Origin of the sequence: Gluconacetobacter sacchari, from assembly GCF_014174255.1 — a bacterium.
Taxonomy (GTDB): domain Bacteria; phylum Pseudomonadota; class Alphaproteobacteria; order Acetobacterales; family Acetobacteraceae; genus Gluconacetobacter; species Gluconacetobacter sacchari.
The window spans coordinates 42,897-59,712 of the sequence record NZ_JABEQJ010000015.1 but is presented as its reverse complement, the minus strand read 5'-3'; the positions used below and the strand labels follow the sequence as shown (position 1 = coordinate 59,712).

General features: G+C 67.1%; 13 protein-coding genes and 1 pseudogene. 4 read left to right on the top strand and 10 right to left on the bottom strand.

What is annotated here, in order from left to right:
* Positions 1-129: 129 nt before the first annotated feature.
* On the top strand, positions 130-2,376 hold the full coding sequence (locus HLH48_RS12450; RefSeq protein ID WP_182997836.1) for a S9 family peptidase: 2,247 nt from the start codon (positions 130-132) through the stop codon (positions 2,374-2,376).
* On the opposite strand, the gene HLH48_RS12445 is transcribed toward HLH48_RS12450, so the two are convergent.
* Complete coding sequence (locus HLH48_RS12445; protein ID WP_246387287.1) at positions 2,368-2,928, bottom strand: GNAT family N-acetyltransferase; 561 nt, start codon at positions 2,926-2,928, stop codon at positions 2,368-2,370. The two genes, HLH48_RS12450 and HLH48_RS12445, sit on opposite strands and share 9 nt — an antisense overlap.
* Positions 2,929-3,014: 86 nt before the next feature.
* On the opposite strand from HLH48_RS12445, the pseudogene HLH48_RS12440 reads away from it, so the two are divergent.
* The 3 genes and pseudogenes from HLH48_RS12440 to HLH48_RS12430 form a co-directional block, all read left to right on the top strand.
* Positions 3,015-3,494, top strand: a pseudogene (locus HLH48_RS12440) (N-acetyltransferase family protein); the annotation flags it as partial.
* Positions 3,495-3,635: 141 nt separating this feature from the next.
* A complete protein-coding gene (gene alkB / locus HLH48_RS12435) occupies positions 3,636-4,250 on the top strand; it encodes a DNA oxidative demethylase AlkB (protein WP_343065415.1) in 615 nt (204 codons plus the stop codon).
* A 15-nt stretch (positions 4,251-4,265) separates the two neighbouring features.
* A complete protein-coding gene (locus tag HLH48_RS12430; protein WP_373320218.1) occupies positions 4,266-5,618 on the top strand; it encodes an Hsp70 family protein in 1,353 nt (450 codons plus the stop codon).
* Between the two features lie 172 nt (positions 5,619-5,790).
* Here HLH48_RS12430 and HLH48_RS12425 read toward each other — a convergent pair whose 3' ends face one another.
* From HLH48_RS12425 to tolB, 9 genes are all read right to left on the bottom strand, one after another.
* Entirely contained in the window at positions 5,791-6,531 is a 741-nt protein-coding gene (locus tag HLH48_RS12425) for a response regulator transcription factor (RefSeq protein ID WP_182997835.1), read from the bottom strand.
* A gap of 134 nt (positions 6,532-6,665) precedes the next feature.
* Positions 6,666-7,478, bottom strand: coding sequence for a bifunctional hydroxymethylpyrimidine kinase/phosphomethylpyrimidine kinase (thiD, locus tag HLH48_RS12420; protein WP_182997889.1), 813 nt, complete (start codon positions 7,476-7,478; stop codon positions 6,666-6,668).
* Positions 7,479-7,498: 20 nt separating this feature from the next.
* Positions 7,499-8,857: a phosphoglucosamine mutase gene (gene glmM / locus HLH48_RS12415; protein ID WP_182997834.1), complete on the bottom strand. Its 1,359-nt coding sequence runs from the start codon at positions 8,855-8,857 to the stop codon at positions 7,499-7,501.
* A 7-nt stretch (positions 8,858-8,864) separates the two neighbouring features.
* Positions 8,865-9,938, bottom strand: a complete 1,074-nt coding sequence (gene folP, locus HLH48_RS12410) for a dihydropteroate synthase (RefSeq protein WP_182997888.1) — start codon at positions 9,936-9,938, stop codon at positions 8,865-8,867.
* A 95-nt stretch (positions 9,939-10,033) separates the two neighbouring features.
* The gene (ftsH, locus tag HLH48_RS12405) at positions 10,034-11,953 is read right to left on the bottom strand and encodes an ATP-dependent zinc metalloprotease FtsH (RefSeq protein WP_246387286.1); all 1,920 of its coding nucleotides are present in this window, start codon (positions 11,951-11,953) and stop codon (positions 10,034-10,036) included.
* 157 nt (positions 11,954-12,110) lie between these two features.
* Complete coding sequence (gene tilS, locus HLH48_RS12400) at positions 12,111-13,436, bottom strand: tRNA lysidine(34) synthetase TilS (RefSeq protein ID WP_182997832.1); 1,326 nt, start codon at positions 13,434-13,436, stop codon at positions 12,111-12,113.
* Positions 13,437-13,572: 136 nt separating this feature from the next.
* Entirely contained in the window at positions 13,573-14,502 is a 930-nt protein-coding gene (locus HLH48_RS12395) for a tetratricopeptide repeat protein (protein WP_246387284.1), read from the bottom strand.
* A 213-nt stretch (positions 14,503-14,715) separates the two neighbouring features.
* Positions 14,716-15,192, bottom strand: coding sequence for a peptidoglycan-associated lipoprotein Pal (gene pal / locus HLH48_RS12390; protein ID WP_182997831.1), 477 nt, complete (start codon positions 15,190-15,192; stop codon positions 14,716-14,718).
* A gap of 244 nt (positions 15,193-15,436) precedes the next feature.
* A complete protein-coding gene (tolB, locus tag HLH48_RS12385; RefSeq protein WP_182997830.1) occupies positions 15,437-16,810 on the bottom strand; it encodes a Tol-Pal system beta propeller repeat protein TolB in 1,374 nt (457 codons plus the stop codon).
* Positions 16,811-16,816 lie beyond the last annotated feature (6 nt).

Genomic DNA, 16,816 nt, shown 5'->3' with positions numbered 1-16,816 from the left:
CCCCAGCGGCGGGCGCCCGTGTCATACCGGAACCCCACCGACCGCGCGAGAGAAGAAGATCGGCGGCTTGCGCCTGGCGCTGCGGCGATTCATCGTCGGACGCCTTACGAATGACAGACGGACGTCCCGATGCTCCCACCTTCCCCCGGCCACCGGTTCCGCCGCCTTATGCGGCGCCTGGTCCTGTCCCTCCCCGGCGTGCTGCCGACAGCGGCGGCATATGCCGCCCCGACCGCCGGCGGCCAATGTTACGCCGACCTCGCCGCCACGCGGAATTTCACTCTGGGTCTGCCCCGCCACGCGCAACCCACGCCGGATGGCCGCGCGGTGCTGTTCCTGCGCAGCAACCCGCGCGACACCACCCTCCATCTCTGGCGCCTCGATCCCGCAACCGGCACCCAGACAGAACTCGCCCGCCCGACCGGCACCGACTCCCTGTCGGTCGAGGAAAAGGCCCGACGCGAACGCGCACGCATGTCGATGACCGGCATCACGGATTTCGCCCTGTCGGATAACGGCCAGACCGCGCTGGTCAGCCAGGGCGACCGGCTGATGCAGGTCGGCGTCACCACCGGCAAGCTCTCCGACGTGCCCGGCCACGGCTGGATCGCCCCCCGCCTCTCTCCGGACGGCACCCACGTCGCGGCGGTGCGGGACAATGACATCCAAGTCGTGACATTGGCCACCGGCCAGACCAGGCGCCTGACCCATGGCGGCACCGAAACCCTGACCCACGGCCTGGCCGAATTCGCCGCCGCCGAGGAACTGGCCCGGCCGGATGGCCTGTGGTGGTCGCCCGACGGACAGACGATTCTCTACGAAGAAGCCGACATGTCGGGCGTCGAGAAACACTACATCGCCGATCCCCAGCACCCAGCCGCGCAACCGGTCGAATTCCGCTATCCCCGCGCGGGCACCGCAAACGCACGTATCCGGCTGGGGCTGGTCGCGCGCGACGGCGGCCCCACCCGCTGGGTCGGGTGGGACAGCACGGCGTTTCCCTATCTGGCCCGCGCCGTCTGGCCGAAGGGACAAGGCCCCCTGACGCTGGTCGTGCTCAACCGCGCCCAGACCGAGGAACGGCTTCTGAGCGTCGACCCCGCCACCGGGCGGACCACGACCCTGCTGAGCGAACACGATCCCGCCTGGATCAATATCAGCCCCTCCGGCGACGGGCGCGGTCGCTCCCTCCCCCGCTGGCTGCCGGACGGCAGCGGCTTCCTCTGGGCGGCCGAACGCAACGGCCACTGGCAACTGGAACTCCACCATGCCGACGGCACGCTGAACCGCGCGATCACCCCGCCCGGCCTGCCCTTCGTCTCGCTGGACGATGTCGATCCCGGGGCCGGCACGGTGACGATCACCGCCAATCCCGAACGCACCCGCACCGCGATCTACCGCCTGTCCCTGCATGGCGGCGCTCCGGTCCTGCTGACGCCCGAACCCGGCCTGCATGCCGCAACTTTCGCCGATGGCGGCCACACCCGCTTCATCGACAGCCTGTCGGGCGCGGACGGCAGCGCCACCACCACCCTGCGCGACGCGAGCGGCCAGGTGCTGGCCACGGTACCCGCCGTCGCGGAAACCCCGACGCTGACACCTCATATCGAATACACACGCGCCGGCACACGCGACATGGACGCCATGATCATCCGACCGGCCGGTTTCAAGCCCGGACAGCGCTACCCCGTGGTGCTGTCGGTCTATGCCGGCCCCGGCTACAAGCAGGTCCTGGATGCACCGCGCCAGTATCTGGAAAGCCAATGCATGGCCGACCACGGATTCATCGTCGTCAGCCTGGACGGGCGCGGCACCCCCGGCCGTGACCATGACTGGGAACGCGCCATCAAGAACAATCTGATCGACTTGCCGCTCCAGGACCAGATCGACGGCCTGGTCGCCCTCGGCAAACGCTACCGGGAACTGGATCTCGATCATGTCGGCGTCCATGGCTGGTCCTTCGGCGGCTATTTCACCGCCATGGCCACCATCCGCCGTCCGGATATCTTCAAGGCCGGCGTCGCGGGCGCCCCGCCGGCCGATTTCGCCGATTACGACACCGCCTATACCGAACGCTACCTGGGCACGCCGCAGGCCGACCCCGACGGCTACCGCGCCAGCAACGTCCTCACCTACGCGCAATCCCTGTCCCGTCCGCTGCTGATCATGCATGGGCTGACCGACGACAATGTCTATTTCGAAAACACGATGAAGATGACCCAGGCCTTCATCGCCGCCGGCCGCCCCTACAATCTGCTGCTGCTGCCCGGCACCCACATGCTGACCGACCCGACCCTGCGCGCCCATGTCGACGACGCGCGCGAGGCCTTCCTGGCCGCGACCCTGAAGGCCCCCGCCCCTGCCACACTAAACTGACGACAATCCCGTCCGCGGCTCTCGCCGCTGTCCTGGCCGCTCCTCGGCCAGGACAGCCCACCGTTCATGGTCGCGCCATTCCCCGTCGATCTTCAGATAGCGCGGCGAATACCCTTCCCGCCGGAATCCGGCTCGCCTGACCAGCGCGATCGAAGCCGCATTGCCGGGCTGGATATTGACCTCGACCCGATGCAGCCCCAGTTGATCGAAACCATAATCCAGCACCAGCGCCATCGCACATGTCATCCGGCCCGTTCGCGCGTGCGCTCTCATCCCGTAATAGCCAAGATACGCACTGCAAAACGGCCCCATGACGATCTGGCTGAACGTAAACACCCCCACCGGATCATCGGGCCCATACCAAGCCGCCAGCCCGACATCCGGCCCGGTTGCAAGCCGCGCGAGCCAGCGTTCGAAACCGTCCTGATCGGTAAACGGCCGGGCCCACGGCGCATGATAGGCACGACTGTCCAGGTTGGCACGAACCAGCGCCTCCGCATCACCTTGCGCGACCGGACGCACGGACAAAGTCGCCATCGACATCGGAGCCATGCCGCCGCACATTTCGTCCGTGTCCTCCATCCTGGCTAGAGTGAATCATACACATCCAAGCCGCCAGGCCAACCGGATCAGCCATCATGCCTCCCGCCTCGCCAATCGCCACAATCCGCGCCGCACATACCACGGACCTGCCCGCCATCACGGCGATCTACGCCCATCATGTGCTGCATGGGTGCGCCTCGTTCGAAATCGACCCGCCCTCCACCGAGGACATGACGCGGCGCATGGACGCCCTGAGGGCCAGGGACTACCCCTATCTGGTGGCCGAGCAGGACGGCGCGCTGATCGGCTACGCCTATGCCGGCCCCTACCACCCACGGGTCGCCTATCGCGATACGGTGGAAGATTCGATCTATCTGGCCCCCGAAGCCGCCGGACGCGGGGTCGGCACGGCGCTGCTGGGCGCATTGATCGCGGAATGCACAGCACGGGGCTACCGGCAGATGATGGCGCTGGTCGGCGACAGCGCGAACACCCCATCCATCCGCCTCCACCAACGCCATGGCTTCCGCACGGTCGGCACATTGCAGTCGGTCGGCTACAAACACGGGCGCTGGCTGGATGTCGTACTCCTGCAACGCGCGCTGGGCAGCGGCGACCGCACCCCCCCCCGACAGGCCCTGAATCCGAAAGACCCGGACATGCCGCGTCCCCCACCCGCTACCGCCACACTTCCCGGCCTGGACCTGCAATCCTGCATGCGCGATCGCGTGCTGGGTCCGGGCGCCATGCTGCTGGCCGGGCGCGCCCGCGCCACGGCCACCGAACTGGTCGCCCTGATCGAGGCCATCGCCAGAAGCGCCCCCTTCCGCCGCATGTCCACGCCCGGCGGACGGATGATGTCCGTCGCCATGACAAATTGCGGCGCGCTGGGCTGGGTGTCCGACTCACGAGGATATCGCTACATGTCCCGCGATCCGCTGACCGACCTGCCATGGCCCGCCATCCCTGCCGCCTTCGCCAGCCTCGCGGGCCAGGCCGCCGCCGAGGCCGGCTATCCCGACTTCATGCCCGACGCCTGCCTGATCAACCGCTACGAGCCCGGCACGCGGCTCACCCTGCATCAGGACCGCAACGAACACGATTTCAGCCAGCCGATCGTCTCGGTTTCCCTCGGACTCCCGGCACGGTTCCTCTGGGGAGGCCTTGCCCGAACCGACCCGGTACAGCGGATTCCGCTGGATCATGGCGACATCGCGGTCTGGGGCGGAGCGACCCGTCTGGCCCACCACGGCATCCATCCCCTGGCCGAGGGCACAAACGCCCTGACCGGCCGAACCCGACTGAACCTGACCTTCCGACGGGCGGCATAAGACGACGGGACGCGGATGGACATCGCAATCCGCAGCCCTTATTTACCCGCGATGCTCTCTCCCGCCACCGCGCCCCGTCCCCGTGTCGGCATCGATTTCGGCACGACCAACAGCGTTGTCGTCATCGCGACCCCGAACGGCGAGACCCACACCGTCCGCTTCGCCTTTGCGGGCCATCCCGAATCCGAGACCTGCCGCACCCTGCTCTGCCTGTGGCAGGAGGAGCAGCGCGGACGCCTGGCCGTTCATCGCGCCATCGGTGCCGCCGCCATCGACGCCTATCTGGACGATCCGGCCGAAAGCCGCCTGATCATGTCCATGAAATCCTATCTGGCGCAGACATCGTTCCGCGAGACCCGCCTGCTCGGCCGCCGCCTGACGCTGGAAAACCTGATCGGCCTCTTCGTCGCCGAATTGATACGCTCGGCCGGAATCGACCCTACCGAGACGGATGCCACGGTCGGCCGCCCGGTGCGCTTCGCCGGCGAGGCACCGGACGATGCCTTCGGCGAACAGCGCCTGCGCGACGGCTTTGCCGAGGCCGGCTTCGGCAGCATCACCGTGGCGCTGGAGCCCGAGGCCGCCGGCTGGCGCTTCGCCCGGCGCCTGGACGCGCCGGCGACGATCCTGGTTGGCGATTTCGGCGGCGGCACCAGCGATTTCTCGGTGCTGCGCTTCGACCCCGCCATCGGCCGGGCCATTCCGTTGGGCCATGCGGGCGTGGGCATCGCGGGCGATCAGTTCGATTACCGGATCATCGACAATGTCGTCTCGCCAGAACTGGGGCGCGACAGCACCTATCGCATCATGGGCGGCGCACCGCTGCCGGTGCCGATCGAATGGTACGCCAGCCTGGCGCGCTGGCACCGCCTGTCGCTGATGCGCACACCGGCAACGCTGCGCGCGATCGACGACGTGGCGCGCACCGCCTCCGCACCCGATCGCCTGCATGCGCTGGCCACCCTGGTCGCCGACCAGCAGGGCCAGGCCCTGTATCGCGCCGTCGGCGCCGCCAAGACCGAACTCTCGCAAGCGGACAGCACGACCCTGCGCTTCCACCACAAGGATATCCATATCGAACGCACGATCACGCGGGCCGCGTTCGAAGACTGGATCGCTCCCGACCTGGCAAAGTTCGACGGCGCGGTCAACACGGCGCTGGAACGCGCGGGCCTGGCCGAAGCCGATATCGACCGGGTCTTCCTGACGGGGGGCACCTCGTTCGTCCCGGCAGTGCGCGCCCTGTTCGCGGCACGGTTCGGCACCGATCGGATCGATCGCGGCGGCGAGTTCGTCTCCGTGGCCGAGGGGCTGGCCCTCATGCAGGGGGAAAGGGCACGCCGGTCCGACGTGCCCGGCCCGCGCTGAAAACCCTTCCAGACCTTTCGGTCTTTTCATCCACTCTTGATTCAGATCAAGGCCGATGCCCCCTGGCCGTGCCATAACAAAAGGGCGATGGGGGCATCGCATTATTGAATCATCACGCTACCTCGCAGGGTCTTCGGGCCCTGCTTTTTTTGCGCGGCTAGGATCCGGCCGGTCAGATGACCGCAAGGGTCGGCAGGTCATCCGATGATCGCGTCGGGACGGAAAACGGCACCCCCTCCTCCGCGTCCTCCCTCATCATATAACCCTGGCCCCATACGGTGGTAATGACGTCCTTCGCGCCGGCCTGCTGCAATTTCTTGCGCAGTTTGCAGATGAAGACGTCGATGATCTTCATTTCCGGCTCATCCATCCCGCCATAGAGATGGTCGAGGAACGCAAACTTGCTCAGAACCGTTCCCCTGCGGAGCATGAGCAGTTCCAGGATCATGTATTCCTTGCCGGTCAGATGGACCAGCCGATCCTTCACCGTCACCTCACGGCTGTCCAGCGACAGCCTGACCAGCCCGGCCTGTAGAACCGGCTGGCTGTATCCTTTCGAGCGCCGGACGATGGCCTGGATCCGGGCGGCCAGTTCCGGCGTGTCGTAGGGCCGGGTGATGTAATCGTCCGCCCCGGCGGAAAAGGCCCTCACCTTGGCATGCGCCCCTCCCATGCTGGACATGGCGACGATGGGCGTATGCAGCCGCGCGGCTCGTACCGTGCGCAGGACTTCATAGCCGTCAATATCCGGTAAAGACATTTCGAGTAATGCCAGATCGTAATCGTAGCGGCGAAGCATCTCGACCGCTTCATGCCCCGTCAGGGCATGATCGAACAGATAGCCAATGGAGCGCAATGTGTTGGAAGTACCGCGAGCCGCACTCCCATCCCCTTCGACGAGCAAGACACGCATGTTAATCAACCATTGATTGTTTATGACTACGGATACTACCTATAGGTGTATAACGAGATATAAACAATCTTTTTACGGCAGAGCCGTCCGTCAAACCCAGATGATCACGAATATGTTATATGTGGCTTCTCTCGTCAGACGACGATGGCGCCCCAGGCCGAATCGACCGTCACCGCATGGTTCAGCGGGCCCGCGCCGGCTCCATAGCCGGGTGCCTCCGCGATCGCGGCCCGCAGGTAGCGCCGCGCCCGCTCCACGGCCACACGCAGGCCAAGACCCTGTGCCAGGCCGACGGCGATCGCGCTGGCCAGCGTGCAGCCGGTTCCATGCGTGTGCCGGGTCGGCAGCCTGGTATCCGAAAACAACGCGATACCCGTCGAATCGCACAACACGTCCGTCAGGGTGTCGCCCTCCAGATGCCCCCCCTTCACCAGCACTGCCCGCGCACCCGCGCGCCGCAATGCCTCCGCCGCCCGGCACATATCGTCCACCGTGCGGATCGGATGACCGGCCAGCACCTCCGCCTCCGGCAGATTGGGCGTCAGCAGGCTCGCCAGCGGCACCAGGTTCCGCATCAACGTCTCGACCGCATCATCCCGCAGCAGGCTCGACCCGCCCTTCGCCACCATCACCGGATCCAGCACGTACGGCACGTCCGGATAGGCGCGGATCTCATCCGCCACGGCAACGATGACCTCGCTCCGGTCCAGCATGCCGCTCTTGAACGCATCCACACCGATATCGTCCAGCACGCAGCGCATCTGCGCCGTCACCATGTCGGCCGGCACCGGCAGGATTGCGCTCACGCCCAGGGTATTCTGCACGGTCAGGGCCGATACCGCCGTCATGGCGAATCCGCCCAGCGCCGTCACCGCCTTGATATCGGCCTGGATTCCCGCTCCGCCACCGGAATCGCTGCCGGCGACGACCAGCACGCGGCCTTTCATGGCGACCAAGGCGGGCGCCCCTACGCCGCTGCCTGCGCGGAACCGATCACCGCGCACATCCCGGCGACCACCCGTTCCACCAGCGCCGGATCCTCGGCTTCGGCCATCACCCGGACCAGCGGCTCCGTCCCGCTCTCGCGCAGCAGCAGCCGTCCCGCCATCCCCAGTTCGGCCTCGGCCTGGCGGCGCGCCTCCTGCACCGCCGGCGCATGCAGCGGGCTCTTGCCGGCGAAACGGACATTGCGCAGCACTTGCGGAAAGGGCGTGAACACGCGGCAGACCTCGCTGGCCGGTCGGCCTTCCTCGACCAGCACCGCCAGGACCTGCAAGGCCGCGACCAGGCCGTCGCCCGTGGTCGCGAAATCGGACAGTACCATGTGGCCCGACTGCTCGCCCCCCAGATTGGCGCCCAGTTCGCGCATGCGCTCGACGACATAGCGGTCTCCCACCGCCGTCCGCACCAGTTCCAGCCCCAGCCCGTCCAGACAACGCGCCAGCCCCATGTTCGACATCACCGTCGCCACGACCTGTTGCGAACTCAAGCGTCCCTGACGGCTCCACGACCGGGCGATCAGCGCCAGGATCTGGTCACCATCGATCAACCGCCCCTGTTCATCGGCGATCAGCAGCCGGTCGGCGTCTCCATCCAGCGCGATGCCGATATCGGCTTCCTGCGCCACCACCGCCGCGCACAGCGCCTCGGGACGGGTCGAACCGCAATTCTCGTTGATATTGACCCCGTTCGGCTCACACCCGATCCGGATCACCTCGGCCCCCAGCTCCCACAACGCGGTAGGCGCGACCCGATAGGCGGCACCATTGGCGCAGTCGATGACGATCCGCAGCCCGTCCAGCCGTCGCCCGCGCGGGAACGAGGCCTTGGCATTCTCGATATACCGTCCGGCCGCGTCGTTCAGGCGCGACGCGCGGCCGATCCGTTCGGGCGTCGCCAGACGGTCCGCCAGGTCGGCGCGCATCAGCGTCTCGATCTCGGCCTCGGTGTCGTCGGACAGCTTGAATCCGTCCGGCCCGAACAGCTTGATGCCGTTATCACCGAACGGATTATGCGAGGCCGAGATCATGACGCCGAGATCGGCCCGCAGTGAACGCGTCAGCATCGCGATCGCCGGTGTCGGCATCGGCCCGGCCAGCGTCACGTCCATCCCGGCCGACAGAAAACCGGAAACCAGCGCGCATTCGATCATATAGCCCGACAGCCGCGTATCCTTGCCCAGCAGCACCCTGTGCCGATGCGTCCCGCGCATGAAACGCAACCCGGCGGCCTGCCCCAGCTTCTGGGCGATTTCCACCGTCATCGGGTCCTGGTTGGCCATGCCGCGGATACCGTCGGTGCCGAACAGTTTTCTGGTCTTGGTCATTTCCCGGCTATCCTCGGTTTTCCGCGCGCCGCGCCTCGTGCCCGACCGGCTTATCGCAGGTCCACAATCCCTGCCAGACCCGCAATGCCTGCACCATGGCCGGAACATTATGTACACGCAGGATGGTATTGCCGAGTTCCAACCCCGGCAGGCTGCTGACGAGGGTGGCCGGATCGCGGTCCGACGCCACCGGCACGCCCGCTATTTCCCCCAGCACCCGCTTGCGCGACGTGCCCAGCAACACCCGGCACCCCAGGTTGGCCAGGATCGGCAGGCGACGCATCATCTCGATATTCTGCGCCGCGTTCTTGGCAAACCCGATTCCCGGGTCGACGATAATCCGCTCGCGCGCGATGCCGTTCGCCACGGCTTCCCCAATCCGCGCGGCCAATTCCCGCGTCACATCGACGGCCACGTCGTCATAGGCGGCGAATTGCTGCATGGTCTGCGGAGTGCCGCGCATATGCATCAGCACGACGGGGCACCCGGCATCGGCCACCACCGCCAGCGCGTACGGATCATGCAGCAGCGCCGAAATGTCATTGATCAGCGCCGCCCCCTGCCCGATCGCGGCAGCCATGGTCCGCGCGTTGCGGGTATCGACCGACAGCGCGACATCGGACTGCACCCGCAACTCCGCCAGCACGGGGGCGATCCGCGCCCATTCCGCCTCCGGCGTGATCGCCGCCGACCCTGGGCGCGTGCTCTCGCCACCGATATCCAGCACCCCAGCCCCCGCCGTAATCATCGCGATACCGGCGCGGATCGCCGCCTCGGCCCCGAAATGCCGTCCCCCGTCGCTGAAACTGTCGGGGGTGACGTTCAGGATGCCCATGATCTGCGGCCCGGCCGGCAAATCCGCCAGCGGCAGAGGCGCCGCCACACGCGCCAGCACTTCCAGCCAGTCACCCGGCACATCCGCCGCATGGACCAGCCGGGCATCACCCCTCTCGATCAGCCGCGCCAGGGTGAAGGCCGCCGGCCCACCGGCCAGCCAATGGGCCAGACCCGCATCCACCGCCCGATAGGCATCCAGCCCGAACACCAGCCCCGCCGGTTCGAGCAGCCGCACTGCGTCCATCACGCCTCCATTCCCACGTCAGGACATGGCCCCAAAACGAAAACAGACGGGGACAACCCCCGCCTGCTTTCCCTTGCCACCCGTCAATGCCCGGCTCAGCCCGGCAACGGCGCCGGATCAAGACCGCTCCCCAGCGGCGCCGGCGGCGGCGTGGGCGGAACCGAAGACCGGCGGTTCTCCGGCATCGGATCATCCACCACCACCCGCTCGATCGCCTCGCCACGCAGCACCTGGCGGATTTCCTCACCGGACAGCGTCTCATATTCCAGCAGCGCATTGGCCAGACGATGCAGGTCCTCGACATGCTCGATCAGCATCGTCCGCGCCCGGGCATAGGCGCTGTCGATCAGGCGCTTGATCTCGTCGTCGATCTCGCGAACCGTCTCTTCGGACACGTTCTTGTTCTGGGTCACGCTGTGACCGAGGAAGACTTCCTGCCCGTTATCGCCATAGGCGATCATGCCCAGCTTGTCGCTCATGCCCCATTCGGACACCATCCGGCGCGCCAGATCCGTCGCCATCTTGATATCGCCCGAGGCCCCGTTCGACACATTGTCCGCCCCGAAGATGATCTCCTCGGCGGCGCGTCCGCCCATGGCCAGCGTCAACTCGCCCAGGCATTTCGCCCGGCTCTTGGAATAGCGATCGCCCTCCGGCAGGCTCATCACCAGGCCCAGCGCGCGTCCACGCGGAATGATCGTGGCCTTGTGGACCGGGTCCGCACCCGGCGTCAGGATCGCGACCAGCGCATGCCCACCCTCGTGGAAGGCCGTCATCCGCTTCTCGTCCTCGCTCATGACCAGCGAGCGACGCTCGGCACCCATCAGCACCTTGTCCTTGGCGTTCTCGAATTCCAGCATCGCGACGGTACGCTTGCCCAGGCGGGCGGCCATCAGCGCGGCCTCGTTCACCAGATTGGCCAGGTCGGCACCCGAGAAGCCCGGCGTGCCACGGGCGATCACCTTGGGATCGACATCCGACGCCAGCGGTACCTTGCGCATATGCACGCGCAGGATCTTCTCGCGCCCCACCACATCGGGATTGGGCACGACCACCTGGCGGTCGAAGCGACCGGGACGCAGCAGGGCCGGATCCAGCACGTCGGGGCGATTGGTCGCCGCGATCAGGATCACGCCCTCGTTGCTCTCGAAGCCGTCCATCTCGACCAGCATCTGGTTCAGCGTCTGCTCGCGCTCGTCATTGCCGCCGCCCAGCCCGGCACCGCGATGCCGGCCGACCGCGTCGATCTCGTCGATGAAGATGATGCAGGGCGCGGCCTTCTTGCCCTGCTCGAACATGTCGCGTACCCGCGACGCGCCGACACCGACGAACATCTCGACGAAATCGGAACCGGAGATGGTGAAGAAGGGCACGTTCGCCTCGCCCGCGATGGCCCGCGCCAGCAGCGTCTTGCCGGTGCCCGGCGGCCCGACCAGCAACACGCCCTTGGGGATCTTGCCGCCCAGGCGCGTGAATTTCTGCGGATCGCGCAGAAAGTCCACGATTTCCTGCAACTCGCTCTTGGCCTCGTCGATGCCCGCGACGTCATCGAACGTCACCCGCCCCTGCTTTTCGGTCAGCATCTTGGCGCGCGACTTGCCGAATCCCATCGCCCGGCCGCCACCCGACTGCATCTGCCGCATAATGAAGATCCAGGCACCGAACATCAGCAGGATCGGAGCATAGTTGATCAGATAGCGCAGGAACGGATTGGAATCGCTGTCCTGTGGCTTCGCCATCACCTCGACGCCCTTTTCGGTCAGGCGCGGGATCAGTGTCGGGTCCTGGGGTGTATAGGTCTCGAACGACGTGCCATCCGTCAACGTGCCGGAGACGTTATGGTCCTGCACGACGACCGAGCGCACCCGCCCGTTATTCACGTCCCCGATAAAATCGGAATAGGCCAGTTGCTGCGCGGCATGCTGCGTGCTTCCAGGCTGGAAGACGTTGAACAGCAGCAGCAGCAGCACGATAATAATGACCCAGAGGGCCAGGTTCCGGCCAAAATTGCTCATCTTGCCCATTGTTCCATACGCTTGACGCCACCCGGATACCACCTGGTGCCGAAACACGCAGGCCAGGCCCCTTCTGACCGGCAGTCAGTCGCCTCTCTAACTCGATTTAGTCATACATAGGCCCTTCGGCCCACATTCACACCCCCATCGCGGGCCTTTAATCGCCCCCGGGGTAAAAATCCGCTGGTCCGGAGGCCCGGTGGCGCTCGCTGAAACGGGCCGCCTCGGCCGCCACTCCGCCGGGCATCGATGTCACGCGCGCGCCCGCCAGCGCCGGATCGTGGCAAATTCCCATTGCCGGAACCGCCGCCACCCGCCCGTCCCGAAACAGGGCCGGCAGGGTGCGCAGCGCACGGGCCGGCCACGGACTCGCCCGATCCGAAGGCATCCACCGTCCCGGCGGCCCCGCGGCACCCAGCGTCACGCCGCGGAGGTCGGTCCCCGTCGGCACCGAGAGCATGAATCGCCCGTCCCACAGGCCGCCCGCCACCGCCGGCACCGGAGGATGCATGGCGGCCTCCTCGCGCAGTACCAGCCAGCGCAACCCGGCGCGGCGCAGCGCGGCCCCCGCCGCCACCAGGCAGGCACCGGCCAGCGTGGCCGGGCGCGGATCGGCGCACAGCGCCGCCACCGCCCGCGACGGCGGCAGATAATCCCGCCCCGACACCGCGCGCAGCAGAAAGGCCAGCGCGCGCGGACAGGTCGGATCCTCCGTCAACGCCACCCACCCACCATCGGCGACCGTCACGCCGCACGCCAATCGCCGCGCCTGCTCGGCATCGCGTGCCATGCGGGCGCCCCCCGCCCGCCAAGCGATATCCAGAAGAGGCCTCACGGCCGGCGGATCATCGGACAGCGCGGCCCGCATGCGGGCGCGCTCGGCACGCGGATCGGCGTTCGACGGATCTTCCACCCAATCCAGCCCCGCCCGTCGCAGCGTGCCGCGCAGACAGGCGGGATCGATCTCCAGCAACGGGCGCACCAGGCGCAGGTCGCCGGTAAATGTCACGGCGGCCATCCCCGCCAGCCCGTCCGGTCCGCTGGCGGCACGACGGCGCATCAGCACGGTTTCCGCCTGGTCGCCGGCATGATGACCCAGCAGCAGATCGACGATTCCGGCCCGCCGGCACGCGGCGGCCAGCGCCGCATAGCGCGCGCGCCGCGCCCTGTCGGCGACCCCGGGCCCGGGATGCAGCCCCTCCAGCACCAGAATGTCAGCGGCGATTCCCAGCCGGGCCAGACGATCCCGCGTCAGCCATGCCTCGGCGGACGCAGTCGGCCGCAACCCATGATCGACGATCAGCGCCCGCACCGCACGACGCCAGCGCCGCGCCAGATAGGCCAGACACAGACTGTCCGCCCCCCCCGACACGGCAATCCCCACCTCGGGCATGCCCGCCCCATCGGGCAACCAGGGCCCCAGTCCCGCCATGATGGCGGCAAATCCGCCATCATCCAGCATCCCGGCGGCTAGCCGCCTCATCAAGCCGAACCTGGAGCCTGCCGGGACATACAGGCTGGCGAGCGAGAGTGCAGCGGAGCGGCCTTAATCGCCGTAAGCATCGACGCGCAGGAAGCGCGCGTCGGGTCGCCGCCAGCGCGCATTTACGGACAGGCTCTCAATGGCATGCGGCGCGGGTGCGATAAGCCGCTTCCGCGGTCTTGACGCGCGGTGCCGGTGACGGGAACTCGCTTTTCAGCTTCGCCAGGGCCTGGCACGCCGAATTCTTGTCGCCCATCGCCAGCAGCGACGCCGCCACACCCAGCAGCGCATCCGGAGCCCGGCCCGAACGCGGCGAGCGGTTGTACGTATCGTAATAGGCCACCGCCGACTGGCGATATTGCTTCTGCCCGGCCAGCGACTGCGCCAGCAGGAACTGCGCGTCGATCTGCAACGGGCCGCGCGGGCCGGCCAGCACCTGCTTGGCGGCTGCCTGGGCCCCCGCATAATCCCCATGCATCAGAGCCGCGTTGCCGTCATGCAGCACGGTTTCGGGCGTGCGCCTGGCCGCCGGGGCCGGTGCCCCGTCTTCGTCGCCTCCTCCGACCGCGGGCGCGTCCGCCGCCGCCGGCCGGGCGGCGGGGTGTCCGCCATTCTGCATGGCGAAATTCATGTCGTCGATCTGCTTCGCCAGGGTCGCATTCTGCTGCTGCACCTGGTTGGTCAGTTGGTCGAGCTGCCCGCGCATATCGCGCACCTGCTGTTCCAGAGTCATCACCCGGTCCAGCAATTGCGCGGTCAGGTCACCGCCACCGGCAACCGGCGACCCGCCATTGCCGCCCGCCGAGGGTGAAGGCGGTGGCAGCACCCCCGGCGCCTGGGGTCCGGGCATCGCAGACTGCATCTGCGAAAGCTGCTGGCGCAGATCCATGATCTGGTTCTGTAGCGCGATCCCCTCCCGACTCGTCATCTGATCGCTGTCCTGCGCCCGGACTGCCAGCGGCGACAGGCCGGCCAGCAAGGTCAGGAGCAGCACCCCCCTTGCACGCGGCGGCAGAGTGCCCCGGTTGCGAAATGACGAGAGAAGACGGAAGGCAACAGGCCGCATGATACGGATGTCTCCATGAACGCACCCGGCCGCGTCGCCCGCGGCAACGATGCAAGGTCACAAACGATCCCTGTTATGCACCCCCGCTCCGAAGGCGTGAAGGGATCACACATGACGGATCACGAGGAAGGGACGGCGATAAAACAAAAAAGCCGGCCAGGTGAACCACCTGGCCGGCTTCCTTCAACCGAACGACCGTATCGGCCGGTTCGCTCAGCGAACCGACGTGATGCTGTTACGGTTCTGGGCCCAGGATTCCTCGCTGTCGCCCGTCGCGGTCGGACGGTCCTTGCCGTAGGAGATCGTGGTGATGCGCGAGGCGGCGACGCCCTTGGCCACCAGGTAATCGCGCGCCGCGTTGGCACGCCGCTCGCCCAGGGCGATATTGTACTCTTCGGTGCCGCGATCGTCACAATTGCCGGCCAACTGCACGGTGACCTGCGGATACTTCGCCAGCCAGGCCGCCTGGCGGTCCAGCGTCGCCTGGGCTTCACTCGACAGGTTGTTCTTGTTCAGGTCGAAGAAGACGCGATCGCCGACATTAGCGACCAGATCGGCTTCACTGCCGGGCGTTACGCCAGTGCTCTGGGCGGCGGCGCCGGTTCCGGTCGTGGCGCCCTTGTTCGTATCGTCCGAGCACGCCGCGAGAAACACGGCCATGCCAAGCGCACCAAGAAGCTTCAGTCTCATTGGTTTTAGATCCTGAGATCGGTTCCCGCACGGAACCATATGATTAAGTTGCCGGTAAGCTTTTCTGGTTCCGACACTCGTTTTGTTCCGTCAACAACCCACGACGAAACTATCCGAACACTGGAGCCCACAGCCCGTTAGCGCCAGACGTGACAAACCGTCAAGATGCCCGCAACACATGCCGGGCATCTTGTTTTGGACATCGGCTGGAAAAGCACAGTAGCGCGCCAATCCGGCAATGGTTTCAACCGTTCAGCGGCGACCAGGCCGGATCGGAGGACATGCCGATCGCCGGAATCGCGCGCTCGTGGAAGCCGGTGATGTCGATGGTGCCGATCGAGGACGAGAACCCTGCCCCCCCGGCCCCCGCCGCCGTCTGGCGGCAGAAGGCCAGCACCCGCCCGTTGGGGCAGAAGGTCGGGGTATCCACGGTAAAGCCCTGGGTCAGAATCCGCTCCCCGGTGCCGTCCGGCGCCATCACGCCCAGCGAGAAGCTGCCGTTGGCGATCCGGGTAAAGGCGATCAGATCGCCGCGCGGCGACCAGACCGGCGAGCCATAGGTGCCGCTGCCATAGGAAATCCGCTTCGCGCCGCCACCCCCGGCACTCATGATATAAAGCTGCGGCGTGCCGCCGCGATCCGAGTTGAAGACGATCTGCGATCCGTCGGGGCTGTAGCACGGGCTGGTATCGATGGCGCCCGAACTGGTGAGCTGCCGCTTGGCGCGGGTGGCGAGGTCCACGGTATAGATGTCCGACCCGCCGCCGCGCGTCACGGACATGACGACCGTCCGCCCATCGGGCGCGAAGCGCGGTGCGAACGAAATCCCGTCGAAATCGCCCAGCAATTGCTGCCGCCCCGTCGCCAGGTTCAGCACATAGACGCGCGGCCGGTTGTTGGCATAGGACATGAAGGCGAGCTGCTCGCTGACCGGGCTGAAACGCGGCGTCAGGGTCAGCCACTGGCCACCGGACAGATAATGGCTGTTGGCGCCGTCCTGATCCATGATCGCCAGGCGGGTGATCTGGTGCGCGCGCGGCCCCGACCGGGCGATATAGGCGATTCGCGAGTTGAAATAACCCTTCTCGCCCAGCAGCCGCTCATAGATCACGTCGGCGATGATATGCGCGATCTTGCGCGCGTCGCCGGCACCGGCGGTATACGCCGTTCCCTGGATCTGCTGGCCGGTCAGTACGTCCCACAGCCGGAATTCGACGCGCAGCCCGCCGCCGCCCGTGGTCGCGGTGCCGCTGACCAGCGCCCGCGCGCCCAGCGATTTGTAGGTGCCGAAATCCGGCACCCCGACCGGCAGCGCGCCATTGATCGGGGCGAACAGGCCGCAATTGCCCAGATCGCCCGAGATCACGCTGCTGACCAGTTGGCCGGCATCGCCGCCCAGCACCGGAATGACGATGGGAATCGGCGCCGTGCGCGCCTGGTCCACGGTGATCTCGGCCTCGCCCGCGCCGGCGGGGGCCGCCTGGGCCAGCGCGGACAGCGGCATGGCCAGGACGCCGGCGGCAAGCCCCCCGGCCCCGAGCAGGGCCCGGCGACCGAAATGGGCCGCCAGCAGCGAGGCTTCGACATCGGATATCAGCGGAAGGTCACTGGGACGCATGGTCTT

Excerpts from the sequence above, each read along its gene's own strand:
- glmM (WP_182997834.1), bottom strand. The coding sequence starts at position 8,857 with ATGACCAAGACCAGAAAACTGTTCGGCACCGACGGTATCCGCGGCATG.
- ftsH (WP_246387286.1), bottom strand. The coding sequence starts at position 11,953 with ATGAGCAATTTTGGCCGGAACCTGGCCCTCTGGGTCATTATTATCGTG.
- tolB (WP_182997830.1), bottom strand. The coding sequence starts at position 16,810 with ATGCGTCCCAGTGACCTTCCGCTGATATCCGATGTCGAAGCCTCGCTG.
- HLH48_RS12445 (WP_246387287.1), bottom strand. The coding sequence starts at position 2,928 with ATGGCTCCGATGTCGATGGCGACTTTGTCCGTGCGTCCGGTCGCGCAA.
- HLH48_RS12395 (WP_246387284.1), bottom strand. The coding sequence starts at position 14,502 with ATGCGGCCTGTTGCCTTCCGTCTTCTCTCGTCATTTCGCAACCGGGGC.
- HLH48_RS12425 (WP_182997835.1), bottom strand. The coding sequence starts at position 6,531 with ATGCGTGTCTTGCTCGTCGAAGGGGATGGGAGTGCGGCTCGCGGTACT.
- folP (WP_182997888.1), bottom strand. The coding sequence starts at position 9,938 with ATGGACGCAGTGCGGCTGCTCGAACCGGCGGGGCTGGTGTTCGGGCTG.
- HLH48_RS12430 (WP_373320218.1), top strand. The coding sequence starts at position 4,266 with ATGGACATCGCAATCCGCAGCCCTTATTTACCCGCGATGCTCTCTCCC.
- tilS (WP_182997832.1), bottom strand. The coding sequence starts at position 13,436 with ATGAGGCGGCTAGCCGCCGGGATGCTGGATGATGGCGGATTTGCCGCC.
- pal (WP_182997831.1), bottom strand. The coding sequence starts at position 15,192 with ATGAGACTGAAGCTTCTTGGTGCGCTTGGCATGGCCGTGTTTCTCGCG.
- thiD (WP_182997889.1), bottom strand. The coding sequence starts at position 7,478 with ATGAAAGGCCGCGTGCTGGTCGTCGCCGGCAGCGATTCCGGTGGCGGA.
- HLH48_RS12450 (WP_182997836.1), top strand. The coding sequence starts at position 130 with ATGCTCCCACCTTCCCCCGGCCACCGGTTCCGCCGCCTTATGCGGCGC.
- alkB (WP_343065415.1), top strand. The coding sequence starts at position 3,636 with ATGCGCGATCGCGTGCTGGGTCCGGGCGCCATGCTGCTGGCCGGGCGC.